This window comes from Pseudarthrobacter sp. NPDC092439, from assembly GCF_044754945.1.
In the GTDB taxonomy this organism is placed as follows: Bacteria; Actinomycetota; Actinomycetes; order Actinomycetales; family Micrococcaceae; genus Arthrobacter.
Window position 1 is genome coordinate 497,190 of sequence record NZ_JBIVQB010000001.1, and the last position, 21,894, is coordinate 519,083.

The following is a 21,894-nucleotide window of genomic DNA, read 5'->3' on the forward strand; positions in this document are numbered from 1 at the left end:
TCTGCTGAACATTGCCGCTGGGACATGTATACGGCCGCGACGCGTATACAGGGGGCAATTCGGCGCGGCCACGCCGGTGGATGGGTGGATGGGGAAGCTTTTTCACCGGGTGTCCGCAGAGTAGGGTGGGCGGGTGGTAAATCCGGTACATCTGAAGACCCTCCTGGAGGTCACGCGCCAGGGCTCGTTCGCGGCCGCCGCGGCCACCCTGGGCTACACTGCCTCCGCCGTCTCCCAACAGATGTCTGCGCTGGAACGCGACACCGGCGTCGTCCTGTTCCAGCGTTCGGCGCGCAGCGTGGTCCCGACGGATGCCGCCGTCGTCATGACCCGGCACGCTGCCAAGGTGCTCACCGACATCGAGGCGCTCATGGCCGCCGCCTCCAGGACCCAGGACACTGCCAGCCAGGAGCTGCGGCTGGGCATCTTTCCCAGCCTGGCCACCTACGTCCTGCCGCGGATCCTGAAGAACCCTGCCTGGAAGGACCTGGGCATTGACCTGAAGGTGTCCGTGGCGGAGCCCGGCCAGACCATCCAGGGGCTGCGCACCGGCGGCGACCTGGATGTCGCCGTGGTGTTCCAGGTGGGGCAGACCGGGTTCGCCTGGCCCAACACCATCAACCGGCAGTGGATCGGCGACGACGACTTCCGGGTGGTGCTGCCGGCGGGTTGGGGCTTCCGCAGCGACGCGAAGGTGGCAGCGGACCATCTGTCGGAGATGCCCTGGATCATGCACCATCCCGGCACCAGCGATGCGATGGTGATCGAGCGGCTGTTCGCCGGCTGCAACCTGCACCCCCGCGTGGTGGCCCACAGCGACGACTTCCACGCCAGCCTGGAAATGGCGGCAGCGGGCCTGGGCGCCGCCCTGGTTCCGGAACTCGCGCTGCGGAAGAAGCCGTCCGGCGTCGTGGTCCTTGACGTCCCGGAAATCCGGCTGGCCCGCAACGTCTTCGCCCTGCTCATCAACGACCGGAAGACCGCCCGCGTGCAGTTGTTCGTGGACCTGCTGGCCGAAACGCTGGCCGGAATGCGCACGGCCGTGAATTAGCTGCCAACGCTGGAATGCACCGGGCTTCGGGTCTATGTTGAAACTATGAACAAGGTAGCGAGCCAGCATTTTGGGGAGATCGAGCTCAACCACGGCCGGGAGCACTCCGTCGCAGCCAAGCACGAACTGCGCGGGCATCCGCTGGAACTCGACCTGAACATCGCCGCCCACGACCACTTCGACGAAGCCGCCCTCCGCAAGGTGGAATACCGGCTGCGCTTCCTGCCCGAACTGGTGGACGAGGTCCGCGAGATGATCGCCGAGGAGCTGGACCAGGAAGGCACCAGCCCCCAGGAATACCTGCACTTCCACTGCAACGCCCTCAAGGACGAGCATCTGCAGAAGGTTTTCGGCGTGGAGGACCGCAGCCAGCTCACCAAGGATGTGTTCCTCAAGGCGCTCAAGCTGGGCCATGTGGGCATCTATCCCGGCCAGCCGGAACGCTATTTCGTCATGGATTTCACCCTCGGGGAGCACTTCACGGACGAGGTCCTGGTGGCCTCGGCGGACGAGGACGGCGTAGTGGACGACGAGATCCTCTGGGAATCCTGAAAAGCAGTTAAAGGACGACGGCGCCCCCTGCCATTGTGGCGGGGGGCGCCGGTCTTTGTGCTACTTGGCAGTTTCCAGCAGTTCCGCGCGGATGGCCTGCGTTGCCTTGACCAGGTTGCGCAGCGACTCTTCGGTCTCGGCGTAGCCGCGGGTCTTCAGGCCGCAGTCCGGGTTGACCCACAGCTGGCGGGACGGGACGTGCTTGACGGCGGTGGCCAGCAGTTCGGTGACTTCCCGCTCTCCCGGCACGCGGGGCGAGTGGATGTCGTAAACACCAGGGCCCACGCCGCGGCCGAAGCCGTGGGACTCGAGGTCGTGGACAACCTCCATGCGGGACCGGGCCGCCTCGATTGAGGTGACGTCGGCGTCAAGGCCGTCGATCGCGTCAATGATCACGCCGAACTCCGAATAGCAGAGGTGGGTGTGGATCTGCGTGGCGTCTTTGGCGCCCGCGGTGGCGAGGCGGAAGGAGTCCACGGACCACTTCAGGTAGTCGGCCTGGCCGGCCCGGCGCAGCGGAAGGAGTTCGCGGAGCGCGGGTTCGTCCACCTGGATCACCTTGATGCCGGCGGCTTCGAGGTCGGCGATCTCGTCCCGCAGCGCCAGGCCAACCTGGTTGGCGGTCTCGGCCAGCGGCTGGTCGTCGCGGACGAAGGACCAGGCCAGGATGGTGACCGGGCCGGTGAGCATGCCCTTCATCGGCTTGCTGGTCAGGGACTGCGCATATTCGGCCCACTTCACCGTGATGGGGGCGGAACGGGTCACGTCACCCCAGAGGATGGACGGGCGGGTGCAGCGGGAACCGTAGGACTGGACCCAGCCGTGCACCGTCACGTCGAAGCCCTCGAGGTTCTCGGCGAAGTACTGGACCATGTCGTTGCGCTCGGGCTCGCCGTGCACCAGGACGTCATAACCCAGCTCTTCCTGCAGGCCCACGACGCGCCTGATCTCGTCCTTCATCAACTGCTCGTACTGCGCGTCGTTGAGCTCGCCCTTGGTGTTGCGGGCACGGGCGGAGCGGATCTCGGACGTCTGCGGGAAGGACCCGATGGTGGTGGTGGGCAGCGGCGGCAGGTGCAGCGCTTCCTCTTGGGCTGCTGCCCGGACCAGGTACTCGGAGCGGCTGAAGTCGGCGGCGGTGAGGGCCTCGGTGCGGGCACGGACGTCCGCGCGGCGGACGCCGTCCGCGCTGGCACGGGAAGCGATCACTGTGGTTGCCTCGTCAATGGCTGCCTTGGCCGAGGCGGGATCGGCCAGGTAGGACGCGAGGGTCTTGACCTCCACGGCCTTCTGGTCGGAGAACGCCAGCCAGCTGCGGAGCTGTTCGGAGAGCTGTGTTTCCTCCGCCACGTCATGTGGGACGTGCTGGGTGGAGGTGGAGGTGGAGACAGTTACTTTGCCTGCAGCTGCCTTCAGTGCGTCCAGCTTGGCAGCCGAAGCGGCGAGGTCGTTGCGCCAGATGTTGTGGCCGTCCACCACGCCGGCAACCAGGGTCTTGCTGCCCAGCCCGGCGAGTGCCGCGCCGGAAGGAACGTCACCCTTGAAGACATCGATGTGCAGGGCGTCGATGTTGGTGGCCGCGACAGTGCCCAGCTGGCCGTCCAGCGAACCATAGGGAGTCGAGACCAGGACCTGCGGACGGTTGGCAGCCGAGGTGAGGACCTCGTAGGCGCGGGCCACTGCTGCTTCGATCTCAGCTGCCGGAGTGTCCTGGTCAACCACCAGGGCCGGCTCGTCCAGCTGGACCCAGCTTGCACCGGCAGCCGCCAGCTTCTCCAGGAGCCGGACGTACACGGGCAGGATGTCCTCAAGCCTGGACAGCGGTGCGAAGCCGGCGGGGGCGTCGTCGGAAGCCTTGGACAACAGCAGGTAGGTTACCGGGCCCACGATGTAGGGCCGGGTTTCGATGCCGTTCTCCAGGGCGTAGGCGAACTCTTCCACCTTTGCAGTGGAGGCCAAGGTGAAAGCGGTCTCGGGGCCGATCTCCGGCACCAGGTAGTGGTAGTTGGTGTCGAACCACTTGGTCATTTCCAGCGGCTGCTGCTCCTTGGTGCCCCGGGCCAGGGTGAAGTAGCCGTCGATGTCCAGCTGCCCTGCTTCGTTGAGGAGCCCGCCGAAGCGGGCCGGCACCGCCCCCAGGTGCGCAGTGGTGTCGAGGACCTGGTCGTAGAAGGAGAACGTCCCGGGAACTGCGGCGGCCTCGGTCAGGCCGAGCTCCTGCAGGCGCCTGGCAGTGGTGAGCTGGATGTCCTTGGCGGCGGCGTCCAGGGCCGCGGCGTCGATCTTGCCGGCCCAGTAGGCCTCAACGGCCTTCTTGAGCTCGCGGCGGCGGCCGATCCGGGGGTAGCCCAGGAGGGAAGCAGACGGGAAGGGGTTGTTTTTGGGCGTGCTGAAGTCAGTCATGGCGATTCCTCGAATTCTTAGTGGTCTACAGGCGTGGAAGGCTTGGGCCCAGCCAGCGGGGCCGGGTCTGAGCCGGCTACCCGGGTGTCAGACGGCGAGCCGGCGGCCGGCACTGCCGATGGCCCGGCGGCTGGGCCGGGGAAGGGCCAGCTTGTCCAGCACCTGGAGTGCGCTCTGGTGTTCGTTGAACGTATACAGGTGGATGCCGGGAGCGCCGGCATCCAGTGCGGCGTTGGCCAGGTCCACCGTGGCGTTCACGCCGATGCGGAGCCGGTCGGCGTCGGTATCCGCGGCGGCCAGGCGCTCGGTGAGGTCGGCCGCGGGCTCTACCCCGGTCAGTTCCCCCAGCCGCTTCAGGCGGCGCAGGCTGGTCAGCGGCATGACGCCGGGAATGATAGGGATGGTGACCCCGGCACGGCGGGCCCGGGTCAGCAGGTCCGCGTATTGCCCGGCATGGAAGAACACCTGCGTGATGGCAAAATCGGCACCGGAGCGCTGCTTCGCCAGCAGCACCTCGACGTCGTGCGCTTCACTGGGCGACTCAGGATGCCTGGTGGGGTAGGCTGCAACGCCAACCGCGATCTTGCCGGCGCAGAGGAGAGCCGAACGGCGCTGCTCCACGCGGCGGATCAGGTCGATCAGGTCCTGTGCGTAGCGCAGGGAACCATCCCCCGGGCTCGCGCCGTCCTTGGGCAGGTCACCGCGCAGGGCCAGGATGCCCCGTACGCCGGTGTCCAGCAGCTGGCCGATAATCCCTGCCAGTTCCTGTGGCGTATTGCCCACGCAGGTCAGGTGCGCCAACGGCCGGAGGGTGGTTTCCAGCAGCAGCCGGTTGATCAGGTCCACTGCCGTGTCCCGGTTGGAGCCGCTGGCACCGTATGTCACGGAGACATAGTCGGGGCTTGTGGCTTCCAGTTCACGGATGGTGGTCCACAGGGTTTCGGCCGCAGCAGGCGAACGAGGCGGGAAGAGCTCGTAGGACAGCGCCACAGGGGCGGTCTCGGAGAGGGGTGGATGTGTGTCAATAAGGCTTGGTGGCGACATTTGCGTCCTTGGCTTTGGGTCACTGGGGCCGGCTGCCCAAAGGGCGGCACCGATCCGGCAATGAATTTGAGTTTGGGAACACGGAAAAAGAACTCCAACAGGGACGCAGCCGCGACTGTTACGCCTGGATTGAAGCTTTCCGTGAGCAAATGTCAGGCCCACATGGGGGCACCCACACCCTCCGGACCGGAGGATCGCTGACACGTTACCGCGGTAACTTGTCTACGACTCTATGAGCAGCCGGAGGCGCTTTCAAGTCGGCCGCCGAATTAAGACGCAGCTTTACGGCCATCCGCGACACTGGGCTGAATATTGTTCGACCAGGCCGGACCCTCGCCCTCTCCCCAACCATCGCCCGCGGGTCTATTCTTTTGCCATGATCGAGCTTCCAGCCAGTTACCAGGAGTTCCTCGCCGGCAAGAGCGAGATGTTCGTCAGCACCGTACGGCCCGTCCTCATGCAGTCCGCTGCAGACAAGCTGCACGGCGTCCGGGTCACCTACAACCCGGGATCCACCGGCCACCAGGCGCACCTTGATGAGTCGCTCCCCTACGGGGTGGTCCTGGAGGACATCGACTAGCGTCCTGCCCGGCAATGGTTCCCCCTCAGCCGCGCACGGCGCCGGACAGCGCAAAGGTGCTGCCCGAAGCTTTGGCCACGATGGCATAGAGGGCGAGGACGGGCGCGGAGTACAGGATGGAGAAGGCGGCCAGCTGCCCGTAGGCCACTGCTCCATGCTGGCCGAAGAAGCTGTAGATCGACACGGCCGCGGGTTGCGTCCCCGGGGACAGGAGCAACACGAATGGCACGAAGAAGTTGCCCCATGCCTGGATGAACACGAAGATGAACACCACCCCCAGCCCGGACCGCATCAGCGGAAGGACGATGGACCACAGCGCCGCCATCCGGGATGCGCCGTCCACCCAGGCTGCTTCTTCCAGGGAGACCGGCACTGAATCCATGAAGTTGCGGGTCATCCAGATGGCCATGGGGAGCGACGTTGCCGCCATGAACAGGATGGTGGCGGGCATGGAGTCCAGCAGTTCCAGCTGCACGAAAAGCCCATAGACCGGAACCATGATCGCGGTGATGGGCAGGCACGTCCCAAACAGGACCCCGTACATGAACGGGGCGTTGAAGCGGGACCGGTAACGGGACAGCGGATAGGCCGCCAGCACGGCCGCGCCCAGGGTCACCGCACCGGTGCCGGCAGAGAGGACCACGCTGTTCCACAGGGGCTGCAGCACCAGCTCCGGCGTCATGACGGCGGCGAAGTTGGCCAGGCCGGGCTGCTCCGGCAGGCGGGTTTCGTGGCCCGCCCGGGTGTCCAGGGAAGCCAGTACCAGCCACAGCAGCGGCAGCAGGAAGCAGGCGCCCACTCCCAGGAGCGCCGCGTCCGCAGGCGTGCTCCCCCTCCGCTTCACGCCCGGGCTCCGCGCAGCAACCGGATGTAGGCCGCCCCGAACACGGCCCCGATCAACAGCAGCACCACAGCCACGGCCGTTCCGTAACCGATGTCCCCAAAGCGGAACGCTTCCACGTAAGCCAGGACGGGCAACGTAGTGCTGGCGTCGGCCGGACCGCCGGCCGTCATGACCCAGATGAGGGTGAACACCGCCAATGTCTGGAGCGTGACCAGCATCAGGTTCGTCGCGATGCTGCCCCGGATGATGGGCAGGGTGATGAACGCCAGCCGCTGCCACCCTGTGGCACCGTCCACCTGGGCCGCCTCCGCCACCTCGGCCGGAACATCGTCCAGCGCCGCACGGTACACCAGCATGGAAAACGCCGTCCCCCGCCACACGTTGGCCATCATCACCGCCGCCACGGGAAAGGAATAGAGCCAGTCCGCGCCCGGCAGGCCCAGCCCCGCGAGGAGCTGGTTCAGGGTCCCGTCGCGGTTGAAATAGGCATAGGCGGCAAAGGCGGCCACAATCTCGGGCAGCACCCACGCCGCCACCACCGCCGTGCCCACGGCTGCCGAGACGCCCGGCCGCGCCCGGCGCATCAGTACCGCCAATGCCAGGCCCAGCAGGTTTTGGCCCAGAACGGCCGACCCCAGCACGAATACCAGCGTCACCGCCAGGGACAGGGGGAATACCGGATCCCCAAGCAGCCGGGCGTAGTTCTCCAGTCCGATCCACTGCGGGTTGCGGGCGCTGCGGCCGGTAAGACCGGCATTGGTCAAGGATGCGTGGAACGCCCAGGCCACGGGCCCGGCAAGGAAAACCAGCAGTAGCAGGACGGCGGGCAGGACCGGAAGGTACCGGAGGGCCTGCCGCGGGCGGGCAGCGGCGGACACGGGCTACTTCCGGACGGTGTTTTCGGCGCCCACGATCTGCTCCACGGCGGCGTCATAGCCGGCCGCGGCCTCCGCGGGTGTCCGGGCACCGGTAATCACCGCTTCCGTGGCTTCCTGCACCGCAGCCGAAATCCGGGGATAGTCTGAGGTGGCCGGACGGTACCGGGTAACCGGCACCACGGCGGAAACGTCCCGCACGAAGGGATTGGCGGACTGGTAGTCGGGATGCGCGGCAACGTCCTTGCGCACGGCAATCTGCGAGCTGGCCAGGGTGAACGCCAGCGAATTCTCCATGCCCAGTGCCGTCGTGAGGAAGCTGAAGGCCAGGTCAGGGTCCTTGGTGCCCGAACCCACAGCCAGCGTCCAGCCTCCGGACATGCTCACCGCGCCCGGGGCAGCGCCGTCGCGGGTGGGGAAAGGGGCCACACCCATGTCCTGCGCATAGCCCGGCCATTCGTAGCTGCCTCCCTCCTGCCAGAACGACGGCGCGTAGGAACCTTCCACGGTGCCGCCCAGGCGGGCCTTGGGGAACCATTCGCCAAACACCTTCTTCCAGACGTTTCCATCCAGCGCTTCCGCGGGAGACACTGCGAGTTCCTCGTCGTAGAGCGTCTTCAGGAAGTCCAGGGAATCAGTGAAGCCTGCCGAGCCCACCACCCACTTGCCGGTTTCGTCGTCATAGAGCCCGGTTCCCGTGCCGTACAGGAGCTCGTAGAAGCCCTGCATGACGGTGCCTTCGCCGGTGCCCTTGCCCGCATACATGTTGAAGGGAATGACGTCAGGGTCCTTCGCCTTGATGGTGCGTGCGGCCGTGAGGATGTCCTGCCAGCTCTTCGGCTGCCACGGGACATTGATCCCGGCGGCGGCGAAAACTTTCTTGTTGTACCAGATGACCCGGGTGTCGGTGCCCAGGGGCACTGCGTACGTGCCGCCGTCGTCCGCCTTTCCCGCCGCCTTCGCTGCTTCCTCGAAGGCTCCCCAGCCGTCCCATTGGCCAAGGTGGGAGTCCAGCTTGAGCAGGTAGCCGGCGTCAACATCGGAACGGACCTTGAAGGTGTCCTCGTAAAACACGTCCGGCGCCGTGGCCGGTGAGCGCAAAGCCAGCGCCAGCTTGGTTCCGTAATCCTCGTCGTTGCCCTCGATCGGCTGCAGCTCCACGGTGACGCCCGGATGCGCCGCCTCAAAGTCCTTCTTGGCGGCCTGGAACATGGCGTCCAGGGCAATGAATGAATCCGTCTTCTGGTAGGCCACCTTAAGGGTGGTGGCGGAGTCAGCGTCGGACCCCGGCGCGCAGGAGGTGAGGCCCATCAGAGCTGCGGCCGCAACGGCCCCTGCCTTCAGCGCGGAGCGGCGGGTGGTCCGGGCCATGGTTCAGGACTCCAACAGCAGGCGCTGCGCACGGGGTGCGAGTGCATCTTCCAGGACCAGCGACGCGGCGCCGATGGCCCCCACATCCTCGCCCACCCCAGTGCCCACCACCTCGATGGGGTGGATGAGCCGCGCTGCACTGTTGGCGTCCAGCATCTCCGGCACCAGCTCCAGGTAACGGCCGGAAAGCCGGCTCCAGAACGGGCCCCCGAACACCACGCGCTCCACGTCCAGCGCGTTGGCCACCACGGAAGCTGCGCGCGCCACCAGCAGGGCGGACTTGTCGATGATTGCCAGTGCCCTTTGATCTCCGCCGTCGGCGAGGTCGCACAACTGCCCGAAACTCTGCTGGATTTCAGCTCCGCTGTTGCCGGCGCGCAGGCCGTTCAGGATGCCTGCCGCCTCGGCTTCGGCAACGAGGACCTGCGGGATGGCAGAGGACTTCACGCAGCCGCGCTGGCCGCAGTCGCACAGCGGGCCGTCCGGATCAACCACGATGTGCCCTATTTCGCCGGCGTTGCCGGAGGTGCCGCGGACTACTTCATCGTTAAGGACGATTCCGCAGCCAATGCCGGTGCCCATATACATGAAAACGAAGCTTCCCGCACCGCTGGGACCGCCGGCCCAGGTTTCCGCCACCGCCGCGCTGGTGCCGTCCTTGTCCATCAGGACGGAGTAGCCGGTGGCCTCGGACAGTGCGTTACGAAGCTCCACCCGGTCCCAGCCCTGCAGCAGGGGCGGGTCCACCACGGTACCGTGTTCGGGGTCGATGGGGCCGGGCGCGGCGATGCCAAGTCCGGCAATCCGTCCCCGGTCAACGCCTGAGTCGGTGACCAGATCCGCGATCCCGGCGGCAATGGTGGAAATGACGGCAGCGGGATCATTGCCGCCGGGGGTTTCAATCCGTGCGTGCTGCACTACCGCACCCACCAGATCCAGCACCACCAGGGTGGTAACGGCGGGGTCCAGGTGCACGCCCAGCGCGTACATGCCGCCGGGGTTGAGCCGGAGAATGGTGCGGGGCTTGCCGGGTCCGCTGCCTTCTTTGCCCGCTTCGACGATGAGGTTCTGGTCCAGAAGCCTCCGCGAAATATTGGAGATGGTCTGCGGCGAAAGACCCACGATCTGGGCCAGCTCCACGCGGCTCAGGCCGCCGCCTGCGCGCCGGATCGCATCCAGGATCACCGTGAGGTTGAAGTCGCCCATCCGGGGCAGGTTGGTTCCTCGCCTTGGCGCGGATTGGCGGGTCTCAGTCACTGCGTCCCCTAAACGTCTTCGGCCACCCGGATATGGTGCTGCTTGAAATCGTACGGTACACGCCCGGGCCGGCCCATACGCCGCTGCGGCGTGGCGGGGGCAGGTCAGACGGCGTGGGGCAGGTCAGACGGCGTGAGGCAGGTCAGGCGGCGTGAGGCAGGTCAGGCGGCGTGGGGCAGGTCAGGCGGCGTGGGGCAGGTCAGCCGGGTGCCCGGCTGGCCACCGGTTGCGGCTGCGGTCAGGCCCGGCGCAGGCTGCGGGTCACCGTGAACTTGGGGTTCTGGCCCTTCACCACCGTTGGCCCCACCTCGCGTTCCAATGCCGGCAGGTACGGCAGGTGCCGGTTGAATACTGTCCACAGCTCGCCTCCCGGTTCCAGGACCCGGCCCGCGGCGGTAATAAGCTTCAATCCTGCGCCTGCGTGCACACCCGCGCCCACATGGAATGGCGGATTCAGGAGGACCAGCCCTGCCGCCGCATCCGGGAGCGTACTGAGGGCGTCGTCCTGCAGGACACTGATGCGCTCCCCCAGTCCGTTCGCCTCCGCCGTGGCGCGCGCGGAAGCCACCGCGGCAGCGGATTGGTCCGAAGCCGTCACGGCTGCCTTGGGAAACTGGCGGGCGTACATTGCTGCCAGGATGCCCGTGCCGCAGCCCAGGTCCACGGCATGGCGGGCGGGTTTCATCTCCGGCAGGAACGCCAGGAGGAACCGGGTCCCGATGTCCAGCCTGGCCCCTGCGAATACCGCACCATGCGCGGCGACGTCCAGGTCCAGTTCGGCGAGGTGTTCGACGGCGGGAAAGCGGGCGGCCTCCGTGTCCGGTCGAGGGCCTGTGGCCAGCAGCACCCGCGACTTCTGCCGGGCGTGCTGGGGCTGGACGGTTTGGAAATGCCTGGCCAGGACGGCGTTCATGCCCAGGGACATGTGCTTGACCCGGCCGCCGGCCAGGAGCACGGCGCCCGGTGCGGCGTACCGGGCAACGGCTGCGGCGGCCTCGTCCAGTTCGGCGAGGGTCTTGGGCAGCTGCATCAGGACCGTTTCCGCTCCGGCGAGCAGGGCGGGGCCCAGCGGCATCTGCCGGAAGCCCGGCGCGGAAGGGCCGCCGCCGTCGTGCGTTCCTGCCTGGTGCGCTGCTTCCTGGTGTGCCGTTTCCTCCTGCGCCGGCGAATATCCCGCTGCCGGGTAGGCCGCGGCAAGGGCGGCCGCGTTCAGCTGCAGCGCGCGCTCCCCCGTGATCAGGTCCTGGTGCACCCGCAGCGTTCCCGGCTGGAGGACTGTGCGGGCGCCCAGGGTCAGGGCGCCGTAGCGATCGCCGATGACGGCAACCGTGCTGCCGGGCCGGACGTGGACGGATGCTGTCTCCAGCAGGAGGCGGTCCGTGGCGTCCCAGGCCTGGAGGTTGGACGCTTCCACATCCGGCCGGCGGCGCAGGACCCCGAAGATGTCCTCAAGGGTGGGTGCTGTCACGTCGCTGGTGCCGCCTTCCGGGTTGTGGGGGTGTTCCTGCTGGTTGCCGCTGCGCGGAAAGGGCCTGTCAGCCCCATGCCGGCGCCGCCTGGCCTGGTGCGATGCCGGGGAGTTTGAGGATGGAGTTTACCGCTGCACGCCCTGCCCGGTTTGCGCCGATAGTGGACGACGACGGACCGTAACCCGCCAGGTGTACGCGCGGCTCCGCTGCCACCCGGGTTCCGTCCATGGCAATGCCGCCGCCGGGGCCGCGGAGCCCCAGCGGTGCCAGGTGATCGAGTTCGGCCCTGAAGCCGGTGGCCCAGAGAATGGCGCCGGCAGCCAGGAAACCACCGTCCGCCAAGCGGACACCGTCCGGTTCGATTGCGGTAAACATCGGGCGCCGATCCAGCACCCCGCGTGCTGCTGCGGCCCGCAGTGCCGGCGTCCAGATGAGCCCGGTCACCGAGACAACGCTTTGCGGCGGCAGCCCCTGGCGGACCCGCTCTTCCACAAGCGCGACGGCGTCGTGGCCGGCCTGGGCGTCGAACTCCGCGTCCCGCCACACCGGCTCCCGGCGGGTGAACCAGGTGGTGGTGGTGACCTGGGAGATTTCATCCAGCAGGCCTACGGCCGAGATGCCGCCTCCCACCACAACCACATGCCGCCCCGCGAATTCATCCCGGGAGACATAGTCGGCCACGTGCAGCTGCCGGCCACGGAAGGTTTCCCGGCCGGGATAGAGGGGCCAGAAAGGCCGGGTCCAGGTGCCGGTGGCATTGATGATGGCCCGGGCGCTCCAGTCGCCTTTGTCTGTCCTGACGAGGAGCCGCCCGGCCGGGTCCGCATCTTCCCGGTGCACTGAGCGGACTTTGACCGGCCGGTGCACGTCGAGGCCAAGTTCTTCCTCATAGCCGCTGAAGTACCGGGTGAGGAATTCGGAGCTCGGTTCCCGGGGGTCAGGCGTGGGTTTGGCAATGCCGGGGAGGTCGCTGATTCCGTTCACGGTGGCCATCCGCAGGCTCCTCCAGCGGTGCCGCCAGGCGCCGCCGGGGCCGTCTTCGGCGTCGAGGACTACGAAGTCCAGGCCGCGGCGCCGGAGGTGGTAGGCGGCGGAAAGGCCGGCCTGGCCCGCCCCGATGACCACGACGTCGGCGCGGGTGGGATTCACTCCCCCATGATAGCCGGACGGTAGTTGGCGGCATGAGTTGCCCGGCGCGTCATAGCCTGGCGGTGCGCCGTGGCCATAGTCTGGGCACACACGGGGACGGGAGGACCACCATGACGCGAAGCGACGGCGCGGCCGGACAGCTCAGCAAAGCCCTTGGCATTGTCCTGGGGACGAAAACAATACCCCTGCGGCTTAGGGCGTGGGACGGGTCGGAGGCGGGCCCCGAGGGGGCTCCCGTTATCGAATTCCGTTCGCGCCGCGCCCTGCGGCGCATGCTCTGGTCTCCTGGCCAGCTGGGCCTGAGCCGGGCCTATGTGGCAGGGGAAATCGACGCGCCAGGCGATATCTTTGCTGCGTTTGCCGCACTGAGCTCGGCCGGCAAGTTTGCCGAGCCGGGCCCGTTCCGCGCTCCGACCCCGGGCGAACTCTGGACATTACTGCGGACCGCCGTCCGGCTGGGCGCGCTGGGCCCCAACCCGGCTCCGCCCCCGGAGGAAGCAAAGATAGCGCGGCGGGGACGCCTGCACTCGCGGCGCCGCGACTCTGCAGCGATCTCCCATCACTACGACGTGGGCAACGGGTTCTACTCCCTGGTGCTGGGTCCTTCGATGGTCTACTCGTGCGCGGTCTGGCCCGGAGACGACCACCCGGACAGCCAACCCGACACGTCATCGGGAGGACCCGGGCTGGAGGCTGCCCAAGAGGCCAAGCTGGACCTCGTGTGCCGGAAGCTGGGCCTGGAACCGGGCATGCGGGTACTGGACGTTGGCTGCGGCTGGGGCAGCTTCGCCCTGCACGCCGCCGGGAAGTACGGGGCCACGGTGGTGGGAGTGACTCTCTCGTCGGAACAGGCGGACCTGGCGCGGCGCCGGGTGGCTGATGCGGGGCTTTCGGGCAAGGTGGAGATCCGGGTCCAGGACTACCGCGACGTCACTGACGGGCCTTTCGATGCCATCAGCTCCATCGGAATGTCCGAGCACGTGGGCCGGGAGCAGACCCCTGGCTATGCGGCTGCCCTGTATGCACTGCTGAAGCCCGGCGGGAGGCTGCTGAACCACGCGATATCATGGAACGCTGGCCCCACCGACCCGGATCCGGATTCGTTTATCCCCCGCTACGTGTTTCCCGACGGCGAAATGATCAGCCTGGGCGAGATGGTGACGGCGCTGGAAGCGGCCCGCTTCGAAGTGCTGGATGTGGAGGCCCTGCGCCGGCACTATGCCCTGACCCTGCGGGCGTGGGTCCGGCGGCTGGAAGAGAACTGGGACGAGGCCGTCAGGCTGGCCGGCGGCGGGCGCGCCAGGGTGTGGCGGCTGTACATGGCCTCCAGCGCCGTGGGGTTCGAGAACGGGCTCACGGGTGTCAACCAGGTTCTGGTCCAGCGCGCAGGCGGCAAGGAACCGCCCCTGCGCCGTACCAGCTGGCTGTGAGGCGGATTCGCGGCCCTGAAGCAGGCGCCGGAAAACAATCCAGCAATGAAAAACACCCCGGTCCGAAGACCGGGGTGTTTTTCATATCCGTGGAGCTGAGGGGACTCGAACCCCTGACCCCCTGCATGCCATGCAGGTGCGCTACCAGCTGCGCCACAGCCCCGGATTGTTGCAGTCCCGGCGGTTTCCGCCGGAGCAACCTGATCAGCTTAATGCACTTTCGCGCCGGGCGCCAATCGGCGTGCCGCCGGAAACGAACCGGACCGTGAACCGCTGCTTCCAGATTGATGAACCGCCAAACGGCCAAAAGTTAACACGCCGGACAACAAAAAAATCCGCCGGAACCAAAGGTTCCGGCGGATCGTCTTGTGGAGCTGAGGGGACTCGAACCCCTGACCCCCTGCATGCCATGCAGGTGCGCTACCAGCTGCGCCACAGCCCCGAACTATTGCCGCTCCGTGAGCGTTTTTCCGTGGTCTCCCCGGAGCAACTCAAATATCTTAGAACAGCAATTCCGAAAATTCCAAATCGGGCATATTCGGCGGGTTCCCCTGGTCCTAGTCGCCTTCGGCGGCCACGGCGGCCTTGGCAGAAGCGTCGTCTCCGAGCTCCAGGTCCACCACGGGGCAGTCCTTCCAGAGCCGCTCCAGGGCGTAGAACACGCGGTCCTCTTCATGCTGAACGTGGATCACGATATCCGAGTAGTCCAGCAGGACCCAGCGGCCGCCGGAACGGCCCTCGCGGCGGACCGGACGCAGGTCCAGCTTGGCCAGTTCCTCCTCGATTCCGTCCACGATCGCGTTAACCTGGCGTTCGCTGGGTGCCGAAGCAATGAGGAAAACGTCCGCCAGCGCCAGGCGCTCGCTGACGTCCAGGCCCACCACGTCCTGGGCGAGCTTGTCAGCAGCAGCCTTGGCGGCAGCGCGGGCTGTGGTGATGGATGATTCTGATGCAGTCACGGGACTCCTTGTTGGGTTAAAAATACTGTTGGCGCGGCCGGACTGCTAGCCGGAGAATCCGCTGATGATGAGGATAATCCCGGCAATGAGCGCCACGATGCCCAGTGCCAGGACGAAGATCTGAAGCATCCGGTTGCGGTTGGCCCGGGCCAGCCCTGCCGTGGCTGCGTCCAGCGGCTCCAGGCCGTAGGCCGATGCGGCCGGAACACGGGGAAGGTTCTCCAAAAGGTCGTCCGCCAAGGGCTCGGCCGCCGGCTCCGGCGCGGGCCGTTGCGCTGCTGCCGGCTCCACCTGCACCGCCTGGCGCTGCCGCATGGACTGTTCTGCCCCCGCAGCGCGCGCTGCGGCCTCGGCGCGCGCAATCATGTGGGACCGCTTCGGGCCGGAGGCGCCGGGAACCGGAACCGCGGGACGCGTTGGAGCGCCGGCTCCCGAGCCGCTGTCCGGGGCAGCCGGCGCGTTGGTCCCGCGCACCGGAACTTTGGTGCCCTGGTGCGTGGTGACAGGCACATAGGACGTGGCCGGAGGCTTCATCACGGGACGGTCCACGCCGGGAACCTGGACGAACTCCAGCGGTGTGACCATTGCCAGGTTGGTGGCCGTGGAGGGCGCCTGCCGTTCTTTCGATGCGGCGTCCCTGGGCAGGGGAACTGACGCCTGTTCAGCCAGTTTTTGCCGTGCCATGGCCCGGCGGTTCATCACGGCCGCGCGCTCCGCAAGGGCGATCTGCTCTGCGAGGATTTCCGGGTCGACGGCTTCCGGATCCAGCGATGCAATGTGCTCCATCCTGGCGATCTGGTTGCGCGCCTGCTCGGCGATCAGGGAGCGTGCCGCGAGTGCCTGTTCCACCGTCATGGCCTGGGGCCCCGGGCCATTCCCGCCGCCCTGCCGGTCATCCTCGGAGGCAGCAGGTCCGCTGGAGTCCGCAGCTGCGGGCGGGGCGTCCACCCCTGCCGGCGGGACGACCGTGTTCAGCCCGGTCAGGGCCTGTTCCTTGAGCTGCTGGAGCCGGAGCTGGCGCCGCGTCACGGGACCGCCCGCCGAGAGCTGGCTTTCCTTCTCCTCCATCTCTTTGATGGCACGGAGCGTCGCGCGGTCCCGGGCGCGGACCTGCGAGGAGCGTTCCGCCGGAACCGGGCGCGCCGCTGCGGGCACAGCGGACGGGACAGGGGCAGGGGCAGCGCCCGGGGCCGGGGCGGGAGCAGCAGCGGACGAAGGCTTGCCGGAAACGGCCGGTGCCTGTCCGTCGTCGTGCGTATTTCCGGCGGCGGCCGCTCGCTGTGCGTCGCGGGCTTTTCGGAGTTCCCGGCGGCTGGGGATGGGGGGCTGTTCGTGACTCATGGAGGACTCATTCAGTACTTGCTGGTTCACGTGCACCGGCCCCGGCGTCTGTCCCGGCAGGCGGTACGTCCGCGTAGAGGCCGTATTTGGCGATGTATTGCACTACTCCGTCCGGCACCAGGTACCAGACCGGATTGTTCGCGGCCACGCGGCTGCGGCAGTCCGTCGAGGAGATGGCCATGGCCGGCACTTCGAGCAGGCTGACGTCGTCCCGTCCCATGCCGTCCAGGACATGCCCCGGCCGGGTGACGCCCACAAAGTGGGCCAATGACCAAAGCTCGTCAATGTCCTTCCAGGAAAGGATCTGGGCCAGCGCATCCGCGCCGGTGATGAAGAAGAGGTCCGCCTCCGGCCGCTGGGCCCGCAGGTCGCGGAGCGTGTCGATGGTGTACGTGGGGCCGGGCCGTTCCACGTCCACGCGGCTGACGGTGAACCGGGGGTTCGAAGCTGTGGCAATCACGGTCATGAGGTAGCGGTGTTCCGCTTCACTGACCTGTTTGTGGGACTTCTGCCACGGCTGTCCCGTGGGGACAAAAATCACCTCGTCCAGTTCGAACTCGGCGGCAACTTCGCTGGCAGCCACGAGGTGGCCGTGATGGATGGGGTCGAACGTCCCGCCCATCACGCCTACCCGCAGCCGGCCGGTGGCACCTTGACGGTGCAGAGCGCGCGAAATGTTAGTGGCCCTGCCCGTGATCGTGCTTGTTCGGGTGCTGGCGGTGCGGGTCGGCGTGTTCTTCGGTCACCTCGTGCCGGTTGCCCAGGTTGGTGTAGGAGAGGGTGATGAACATCATCACCAGCAGGATGGCGAAAATGACCACACCGAAGACCCACGGCTCTGCCCAGAGAGGAGCAAGTTCGTGTTCTTCGGCCTCAGCGGCTGCGGTCATGGCAATCTGCTGGAACAGCATGTTCTCCCCTAGGGTTCAGGAATTGCGGCAGCGGAAGTGACCGCTGCGAATGGTTCTGGTCTATGTTACCGCGTTGCTACCCGCGGACCTGGCCCTCGCCCTGGACGATCCACTTAGTGGTGGTGAGCTCCGTCAGGCCCATGGGACCGCGCGCGTGCAGCTTCTGCGTGGAAATGCCCACCTCGGCTCCCAGGCCCAGCTCGCCGCCGTCCGTGAAGCGGGTGGAGGCGTTAACGATTACCGCCGCCGAATCGATCTCGGCGATGAACCGCTCGGCGTTGGCCAGGTTGTTGGTGAGAATGGCCTCGGTGTGGCCCGTGGACCACGTGCGGATGTGCTGGACGGCCTGGTCCAGGTTGTCCACCATGGCCACGGCCAGATCCAGGTCCATGTACTCGGTCTCCCAGTCCTCGTCCGTGGCGGCTTCGGCCTCTACGCCTGCCGGCAGGGCAGCGCGGACACGTTCGTCCACGTGCAGCCGGACGCCGGCTTTGTGCAGGGCCGTGGCGACGGCGGGAAGGACCGTGGAACGCGAGTGCACCAGCAGCGTCTCCACGGTGTTGCACACGCTGGGGCGCTGGGTCTTGGCGTTCAGCAGGATCTCCACGGCCATCTCTTCGCCGGCCGATTCATCGATGAAGATGTGCACGTTGCCCTCGCCTGTTTCGATGACGGGCACGGCGGAGTTGGTGACGACGGACTGGATCAGGTCGCGGCCGCCGCGGGGAATCAGGACGTCTACCCGTCCGCGGGCCCGCATCAGCGCCGTGGCACCGGCGCGGCCGTACTGGTCCACCGTCTGGACGGCGTCGGCGGGCAGCCCCACGGATTCCAGGGCCCCGCGCAGGATCCGCACCAGGACCTCGTTGGTGGACTCCGCGGCGCTTCCGCCGCGCAGGATGACGGCGTTGCCGCTCTTGAGCGCGAGGCCGGCGATGTCCACGGTGACATTGGGGCGTGCCTCGTAGATGGCGGCCACCACGCCCATGGGAACGTTGACCTGGCGCAGGCGCAGGCCGTTGGGCAGTGTCTGGCCACGGACCACGTTTCCTACAGGGTCCGGCAGGTTGGCCAGGTTCTCCAGGGCGTCGGCGAGCCCCTGGATGCGGGCCGGCGTCAGCGTGAGACGGTCCAGCATGGCCGCGGAGGTTCCATTGGACTTGCCCCTGGCCACGTCCCTGGCATTGGCCGCGAGGATGTCCTGCTGGTTTTCTTGCAGTGCAGCACAGACGGCGCGCAGCGCCCGGTCCTTCCAGGCCCGGTTCGCCGTGGCCATCCGGCGGGCCGCGTGGCGCGAGCGGTCCGCAATGGCGTGGACGCCCGCCTCGACTTCATCAGCGGATACGGGAGCGGTGCCCGACGCCGCAGACTCCGCGGATTCCAGCGGCTGCGCCAGGGCAGCAGCGTTGGTCTCTCCGGAATTTTCAACAGCGTTGTGGATCAGGGCCTCAGTCATGTTCCAAGTTTAGGCGAGCGGGCGGCCCGGACCAGCACCAGGTCGTCAACATGAACAACTTCACGCTCATAGCCGCTGCCCAGTTCCTCGCCGAGGTCCCTGGTGGTCCGGCCCAGCATGCGTGGCAGCTCGGCCGAAGAGTAGTTGACCAGGCCGCGCGCCACGACGGTGCCGTCCGCGCCCGCTATCTCGACGGCGTCGCCTGCTTCAAACTCGCCGTGCACCGCGGAAATCCCGGCCGGGAGCAGGGAAGTCCGGTGATGCCGGACGGCCCGGACCGCTCCTTCGTCAACGACCAGGCGGCCCTGCACGGACGCGACGTGCGCCAGCCAGAGGAGACGGACGGGCTTGCGGGCACCGTTTACCGTAAACCAGGTCCCCACGTCCTCGCCGCTAAGCGCGGCCGCGGCGTTGGGCGTAGAGGTGACAAGGGCGTGGATGCCGGAGCCGGCGGCCATGGTGGCTGCCTCGACCTTGGTCATCATGCCGCCGGTGCCGACGCCGGCCTTGCCCGCCTTGCCGATGGAGACGCCCTCCAGGTCCTGCGGGCCTTCCACCAGTGGAATCCGCTTGGCACCTTGGGAAGGCGGACCGTCATAGAGGGAGTCGACGTCGGAGAGCAGCACCAGCGCGTCGGCCCGGACCAGGTGCGCCACCAGGGCGGCGAGGCGGTCGTTGTCTCCGAAACGGATCTCATGCGTGGCCACGGTGTCGTTCTCGTTGACCACCGGCACCACACCGAGGTTCAGGAGCCGGTTGAGCGCCCGGAAGGCATTGGCGTGCTGGCTTCGGCGCATGAGGTCCTCCGCGGTGAGGAGGACCTGGCTGACGGTCACGCCGTGGGCACCGAAGGCCTGGGTGTACCGGGCCATGAGCAGGCCCTGGCCCACGCTGGCAGCAGCCTGCTGGGTAGCCAGGTCACGGGGGCGTTTGGCCAGTCCCAGCGGAGCGAGTCCCGCGGCGATGGCACCGGAGGACACCAGGATGATCTCGGCACCGGTGTTGCGCTTGGCCGCGAGGGCGTCTGCGAGGCTGGTCAGTGACTCCTCGGAGATGCCTCCCTTGATACTCGTCAGGGACGACGAACCGACCTTGACCACGATCCTGCGGGCATTGGCCAGTACGCTCCGGTCTGACGCGGGTACCGCTGCCGGGGCAGGCGCGGATGCGCGCGCGTCGGCGGGCCTAGAACTCATCGCCTGCGTCCAGTCCACTCTCCTTGAGGGGCTTGGCCACGCGGCGGCTGCTCACGGACTCGGTCCAGATGCCGGCCTTGCGCTCAGCCTCAAGCTCGGCCCGGGCCGCAGCCTTGGCATCCTTGCGTTCCTGCTGCTCTTCGCGCTTCTGGCTGCGGGTGGGACGGTCGCCGATGTCCGCGAACCGGACGTCGGTGCCGCGCGGGGACGCCAGGAGTTCGGCGCCTGCCATCATGGTGGGCTCCCAATCGAAGACAACGCCGTCGTCCTCGCCGATAACCACGGTGTCGCCGGGCTTGGCCCCCTGCTTGAACAGCTCGGTTTCCACGCCCAGCTTGGCCAGGCGGTCAGCCAGGTAGCCGATGGCTTCCTCGTTGGTGAAGTCCGTCTGCTTGACCCAGCGCACGGGCTTTTCGCCGAGGACGCGGAACAGCGGCTCCAGGCCCTTCTCTTCGCGGCGGATCCGGAAGCCGGTCTCATTGACGGCGCGGGGACGCAGGACAACAGGCTGCACCTTGGGCGGGGCTGCGGCCACGGCATCGCGGGCGGCCTTGACGATTTCAGCCATGGCAAAGCCCAACTGGCGCAGGCCTTCATGGCTGGTGGCGGAAACCTCAAAGACGCGGTAGCCGCGGGACTCAAGCTCGGGGCGGACGAACTCGGCCATGTCCTTGCCGTCCGGAAGGTCCACTTTGTTCAGGGCCACCAGGCGCGGGCGGTGGTTCAACGGGACGACTTCGCCGTTCTGCCCGGCGTAGCTCATGTCCACGGCGTACTTCTCGAGTTCAGCCTCGATGATTGCGAGGTCGGAGAGCGGATCGCGGTCCGATTCGAGGGTGCCGCAGTCCAGGACATGGACCAGCGCGGCGCAGCGCTCCACGTGGCGCAGGAAGTGGTGGCCGAGGCCCTTGCCCTCGCTGGCGCCCTCGATCAGCCCGGGCACGTCGGCAATGGTGAAGCGGACGTCGCCTGCCTGCACCACGCCGAGGTTGGGAATGAGGGTGGTGAAGGGATAATCGGCAATCTTGGGCCGTGCGGCAGACATGGCCGCGATGAGGCTGGACTTGCCCGCGGAAGGGAAGCCGACCAACGCGATGTCCGCAATGGACTTCAGCTCCAGGACGATGTCGCGCGATTCGCCTTCGATGCCGAGCAGCGCAAATCCGGGAGCCCGGCGCTTCTGCGAGGACAGGGCGGCGTTGCCCAGGCCGCCGATCCCGCCGGCGGCCGCGACGAACTCGGCGCCTTCGCCGACGAGGTCCGCAAGGACGGTGCCGTCCTTGGACTTGACGACCGTGCCGTCCGGAACGGGCAGGACCAGGGTCTCGCCATTCTTGCCGCCGCGCCAGTCGCCCATTCCGGGGCCGCCGTTGGTGGCGTGCCGGTGCGGTGCGTGGTGGTAGTCAAGCAGGGTGGTGGTCTGGTGGTCCACGCGGAGGATGACGTCCCCGCCGTTGCCGCCGTTGCCGCCGTCGGGCCCGCCGAGGGGCTTGAACTTCTCACGGTGGACGGAGACGCACCCATGGCCGCCGGTACCGCCGGATACGTGCAGTACTACCCGGTCTACAAAGCTGGCCACGTGGATCTCCTCAGATGCTGTTTCCCGGCGCCGCTGGACGCCAAGACGATTGTAATGCGGTTAAAAGAACAGTGGAGCGGACCGTATGGCCCGCTCCACCGCTTCAGAACTGTTTGTTACTCTGCAGCTGCAGCAGCAACGATGCTGACGACGCGACGACCGCGGCGGGTGCCGAATTCAACGGCGCCCGGGGTCAGTGCGAACAGGGTGTCGTCGCCGCCACGGCCAACGCCGGCGCCCGGGTGGAAGTGGGTGCCGCGCTGGCGGACGATGATCTCGCCTGCGGAAACAACCTGGCCGCCGAAGCGCTTCACGCCGAGGTACTGAGCGTTGGAGTCACGACCGTTGCGAGTGGAGCTCGCGCCCTTTTTATGTGCCATCTGAAATGCCTGCCTCTAAATTCTGGGGAATCTGCTGAAAAAGCTGA

General features: G+C 67.4%; 20 protein-coding genes and 2 tRNA genes. 4 read left to right on the forward strand and 18 right to left on the reverse strand.

The window, feature by feature from the left end; translation table 11 throughout:
• Positions 1 to 133 precede the first annotated feature (133 nt).
• Together ACIQCM_RS02320 and ACIQCM_RS02325 are read left to right on the forward strand one after the other, a co-directional pair.
• Positions 134 to 1,051: a LysR family transcriptional regulator gene (locus ACIQCM_RS02320; RefSeq protein WP_400603479.1), complete on the forward strand. Its 918-nt coding sequence runs from the start codon at positions 134 to 136 to the stop codon at positions 1,049 to 1,051.
• A 45-nt stretch (positions 1,052 to 1,096) separates the two neighbouring features.
• Complete coding sequence (locus ACIQCM_RS02325) at positions 1,097 to 1,603, forward strand: DUF2004 domain-containing protein (protein ID WP_400603478.1); 507 nt, start codon at positions 1,097 to 1,099, stop codon at positions 1,601 to 1,603.
• 60 nt (positions 1,604 to 1,663) lie between these two features.
• Here ACIQCM_RS02325 and metE read toward each other — a convergent pair whose 3' ends face one another.
• Both metE and ACIQCM_RS02335 read right to left on the reverse strand, forming a co-directional pair.
• Entirely contained in the window at positions 1,664 to 4,006 is a 2,343-nt protein-coding gene (gene metE, locus ACIQCM_RS02330; protein WP_400603477.1) for a 5-methyltetrahydropteroyltriglutamate--homocysteine S-methyltransferase, read from the reverse strand.
• 87 nt (positions 4,007 to 4,093) lie between these two features.
• Positions 4,094 to 5,050: a methylenetetrahydrofolate reductase gene (locus ACIQCM_RS02335; protein ID WP_400603476.1), complete on the reverse strand. Its 957-nt coding sequence runs from the start codon at positions 5,048 to 5,050 to the stop codon at positions 4,094 to 4,096.
• 376 nt (positions 5,051 to 5,426) lie between these two features.
• Between ACIQCM_RS02335 and ACIQCM_RS02340 the strand changes: the two genes are divergently transcribed.
• A complete protein-coding gene (locus tag ACIQCM_RS02340; protein WP_400603475.1) occupies positions 5,427 to 5,630 on the forward strand; it encodes a hypothetical protein in 204 nt (67 codons plus the stop codon).
• A gap of 25 nt (positions 5,631 to 5,655) precedes the next feature.
• Here ACIQCM_RS02340 and ACIQCM_RS02345 read toward each other — a convergent pair whose 3' ends face one another.
• The 6 genes from ACIQCM_RS02345 to ACIQCM_RS02370 form a co-directional block, all read right to left on the reverse strand.
• Positions 5,656 to 6,474: a carbohydrate ABC transporter permease gene (locus ACIQCM_RS02345; protein ID WP_400603474.1), complete on the reverse strand. Its 819-nt coding sequence runs from the start codon at positions 6,472 to 6,474 to the stop codon at positions 5,656 to 5,658.
• Positions 6,471 to 7,352: a carbohydrate ABC transporter permease gene (locus ACIQCM_RS02350; RefSeq protein WP_400603473.1), complete on the reverse strand. Its 882-nt coding sequence runs from the start codon at positions 7,350 to 7,352 to the stop codon at positions 6,471 to 6,473. The genes ACIQCM_RS02345 and ACIQCM_RS02350 overlap by 4 nt, the downstream gene beginning before the upstream one ends.
• A gap of 3 nt (positions 7,353 to 7,355) precedes the next feature.
• Positions 7,356 to 8,720 (reverse strand): extracellular solute-binding protein, encoded by a 1,365-nt coding sequence (locus ACIQCM_RS02355; protein ID WP_400603472.1) that lies wholly within the window; start codon positions 8,718 to 8,720, stop codon positions 7,356 to 7,358.
• A gap of 3 nt (positions 8,721 to 8,723) precedes the next feature.
• Complete coding sequence (locus ACIQCM_RS02360; protein WP_400604274.1) at positions 8,724 to 9,926, reverse strand: ROK family transcriptional regulator; 1,203 nt, start codon at positions 9,924 to 9,926, stop codon at positions 8,724 to 8,726.
• A gap of 289 nt (positions 9,927 to 10,215) precedes the next feature.
• A complete protein-coding gene (locus tag ACIQCM_RS02365; protein ID WP_400603471.1) occupies positions 10,216 to 11,445 on the reverse strand; it encodes a class I SAM-dependent methyltransferase in 1,230 nt (409 codons plus the stop codon).
• 67 nt (positions 11,446 to 11,512) lie between these two features.
• Positions 11,513 to 12,595, reverse strand: a complete 1,083-nt coding sequence (locus tag ACIQCM_RS02370; protein WP_400603470.1) for an FAD-dependent oxidoreductase — start codon at positions 12,593 to 12,595, stop codon at positions 11,513 to 11,515.
• A 110-nt stretch (positions 12,596 to 12,705) separates the two neighbouring features.
• On the opposite strand from ACIQCM_RS02370, the gene ACIQCM_RS02375 reads away from it, so the two are divergent.
• The gene (locus ACIQCM_RS02375) at positions 12,706 to 14,025 is read left to right on the forward strand and encodes a class I SAM-dependent methyltransferase (protein WP_400603469.1); all 1,320 of its coding nucleotides are present in this window, start codon (positions 12,706 to 12,708) and stop codon (positions 14,023 to 14,025) included.
• Positions 14,026 to 14,115: 90 nt separating this feature from the next.
• Here the strand turns inward: ACIQCM_RS02375 and ACIQCM_RS02380 are convergent.
• From ACIQCM_RS02380 to rpmA, 10 genes are all read right to left on the reverse strand, one after another.
• Positions 14,116 to 14,188 (reverse strand) — tRNA-Ala (locus ACIQCM_RS02380).
• Positions 14,189 to 14,394: 206 nt separating this feature from the next.
• Positions 14,395 to 14,467: transfer RNA gene (locus ACIQCM_RS02385), tRNA-Ala, on the reverse strand.
• 115 nt (positions 14,468 to 14,582) lie between these two features.
• Positions 14,583 to 14,984, reverse strand: coding sequence for a ribosome silencing factor (rsfS, locus tag ACIQCM_RS02390; RefSeq protein ID WP_400603468.1), 402 nt, complete (start codon positions 14,982 to 14,984; stop codon positions 14,583 to 14,585).
• Positions 14,985 to 15,029: 45 nt separating this feature from the next.
• Complete coding sequence (locus ACIQCM_RS02395; protein WP_400603467.1) at positions 15,030 to 16,325, reverse strand: hypothetical protein; 1,296 nt, start codon at positions 16,323 to 16,325, stop codon at positions 15,030 to 15,032.
• A gap of 7 nt (positions 16,326 to 16,332) precedes the next feature.
• Positions 16,333 to 16,962: a nicotinate-nucleotide adenylyltransferase gene (nadD, locus tag ACIQCM_RS02400; protein WP_400604273.1), complete on the reverse strand. Its 630-nt coding sequence runs from the start codon at positions 16,960 to 16,962 to the stop codon at positions 16,333 to 16,335.
• Positions 16,963 to 17,002: 40 nt separating this feature from the next.
• Positions 17,003 to 17,236 carry a hypothetical protein gene (locus ACIQCM_RS02405; protein WP_377216029.1) on the reverse strand — a complete coding sequence of 78 codons (234 nt, stop codon included), beginning with the start codon at positions 17,234 to 17,236 and terminating at the stop codon, positions 17,003 to 17,005.
• 76 nt (positions 17,237 to 17,312) lie between these two features.
• Positions 17,313 to 18,692 (reverse strand): glutamate-5-semialdehyde dehydrogenase, encoded by a 1,380-nt coding sequence (locus tag ACIQCM_RS02410; protein WP_400603466.1) that lies wholly within the window; start codon positions 18,690 to 18,692, stop codon positions 17,313 to 17,315.
• Positions 18,689 to 19,888, reverse strand: a complete 1,200-nt coding sequence (gene proB, locus ACIQCM_RS02415; RefSeq protein WP_400603465.1) for a glutamate 5-kinase — start codon at positions 19,886 to 19,888, stop codon at positions 18,689 to 18,691. Before proB ends, ACIQCM_RS02410 begins: the two co-directional genes overlap by 4 nt.
• Complete coding sequence (gene obgE, locus ACIQCM_RS02420; RefSeq protein WP_400603464.1) at positions 19,878 to 21,467, reverse strand: GTPase ObgE; 1,590 nt, start codon at positions 21,465 to 21,467, stop codon at positions 19,878 to 19,880. Before obgE ends, proB begins: the two co-directional genes overlap by 11 nt.
• 116 nt (positions 21,468 to 21,583) lie before the next feature.
• Positions 21,584 to 21,847: a 50S ribosomal protein L27 gene (gene rpmA / locus ACIQCM_RS02425; RefSeq protein ID WP_400603463.1), complete on the reverse strand. Its 264-nt coding sequence runs from the start codon at positions 21,845 to 21,847 to the stop codon at positions 21,584 to 21,586.
• Between the last annotated feature and the right edge of the window lie 47 nt (positions 21,848 to 21,894).

Bases quoted from the DNA above. Each gene is read 5' to 3' on its own strand.
- ACIQCM_RS02405 (WP_377216029.1), bottom strand. From the start codon at position 17,236: ATGCTGTTCCAGCAGATTGCCATGACCGCAGCCGCTGAGGCCGAAGAA.
- metE (WP_400603477.1), bottom strand. From the start codon at position 4,006: ATGACTGACTTCAGCACGCCCAAAAACAACCCCTTCCCGTCTGCTTCC.
- ACIQCM_RS02340 (WP_400603475.1), top strand. From the start codon at position 5,427: ATGATCGAGCTTCCAGCCAGTTACCAGGAGTTCCTCGCCGGCAAGAGC.
- ACIQCM_RS02375 (WP_400603469.1), top strand. From the start codon at position 12,706: ATGACGCGAAGCGACGGCGCGGCCGGACAGCTCAGCAAAGCCCTTGGC.
- ACIQCM_RS02355 (WP_400603472.1), bottom strand. From the start codon at position 8,720: ATGGCCCGGACCACCCGCCGCTCCGCGCTGAAGGCAGGGGCCGTTGCG.
- ACIQCM_RS02395 (WP_400603467.1), bottom strand. From the start codon at position 16,325: ATGAGTCACGAACAGCCCCCCATCCCCAGCCGCCGGGAACTCCGAAAA.
- ACIQCM_RS02410 (WP_400603466.1), bottom strand. From the start codon at position 18,692: ATGACTGAGGCCCTGATCCACAACGCTGTTGAAAATTCCGGAGAGACC.
- proB (WP_400603465.1), bottom strand. From the start codon at position 19,888: ATGAGTTCTAGGCCCGCCGACGCGCGCGCATCCGCGCCTGCCCCGGCA.
- ACIQCM_RS02360 (WP_400604274.1), bottom strand. From the start codon at position 9,926: ATGGGCGACTTCAACCTCACGGTGATCCTGGATGCGATCCGGCGCGCA.
- rpmA (WP_400603463.1), bottom strand. From the start codon at position 21,847: ATGGCACATAAAAAGGGCGCGAGCTCCACTCGCAACGGTCGTGACTCC.
- ACIQCM_RS02335 (WP_400603476.1), bottom strand. From the start codon at position 5,050: ATGTCGCCACCAAGCCTTATTGACACACATCCACCCCTCTCCGAGACC.
- ACIQCM_RS02325 (WP_400603478.1), top strand. From the start codon at position 1,097: ATGAACAAGGTAGCGAGCCAGCATTTTGGGGAGATCGAGCTCAACCAC.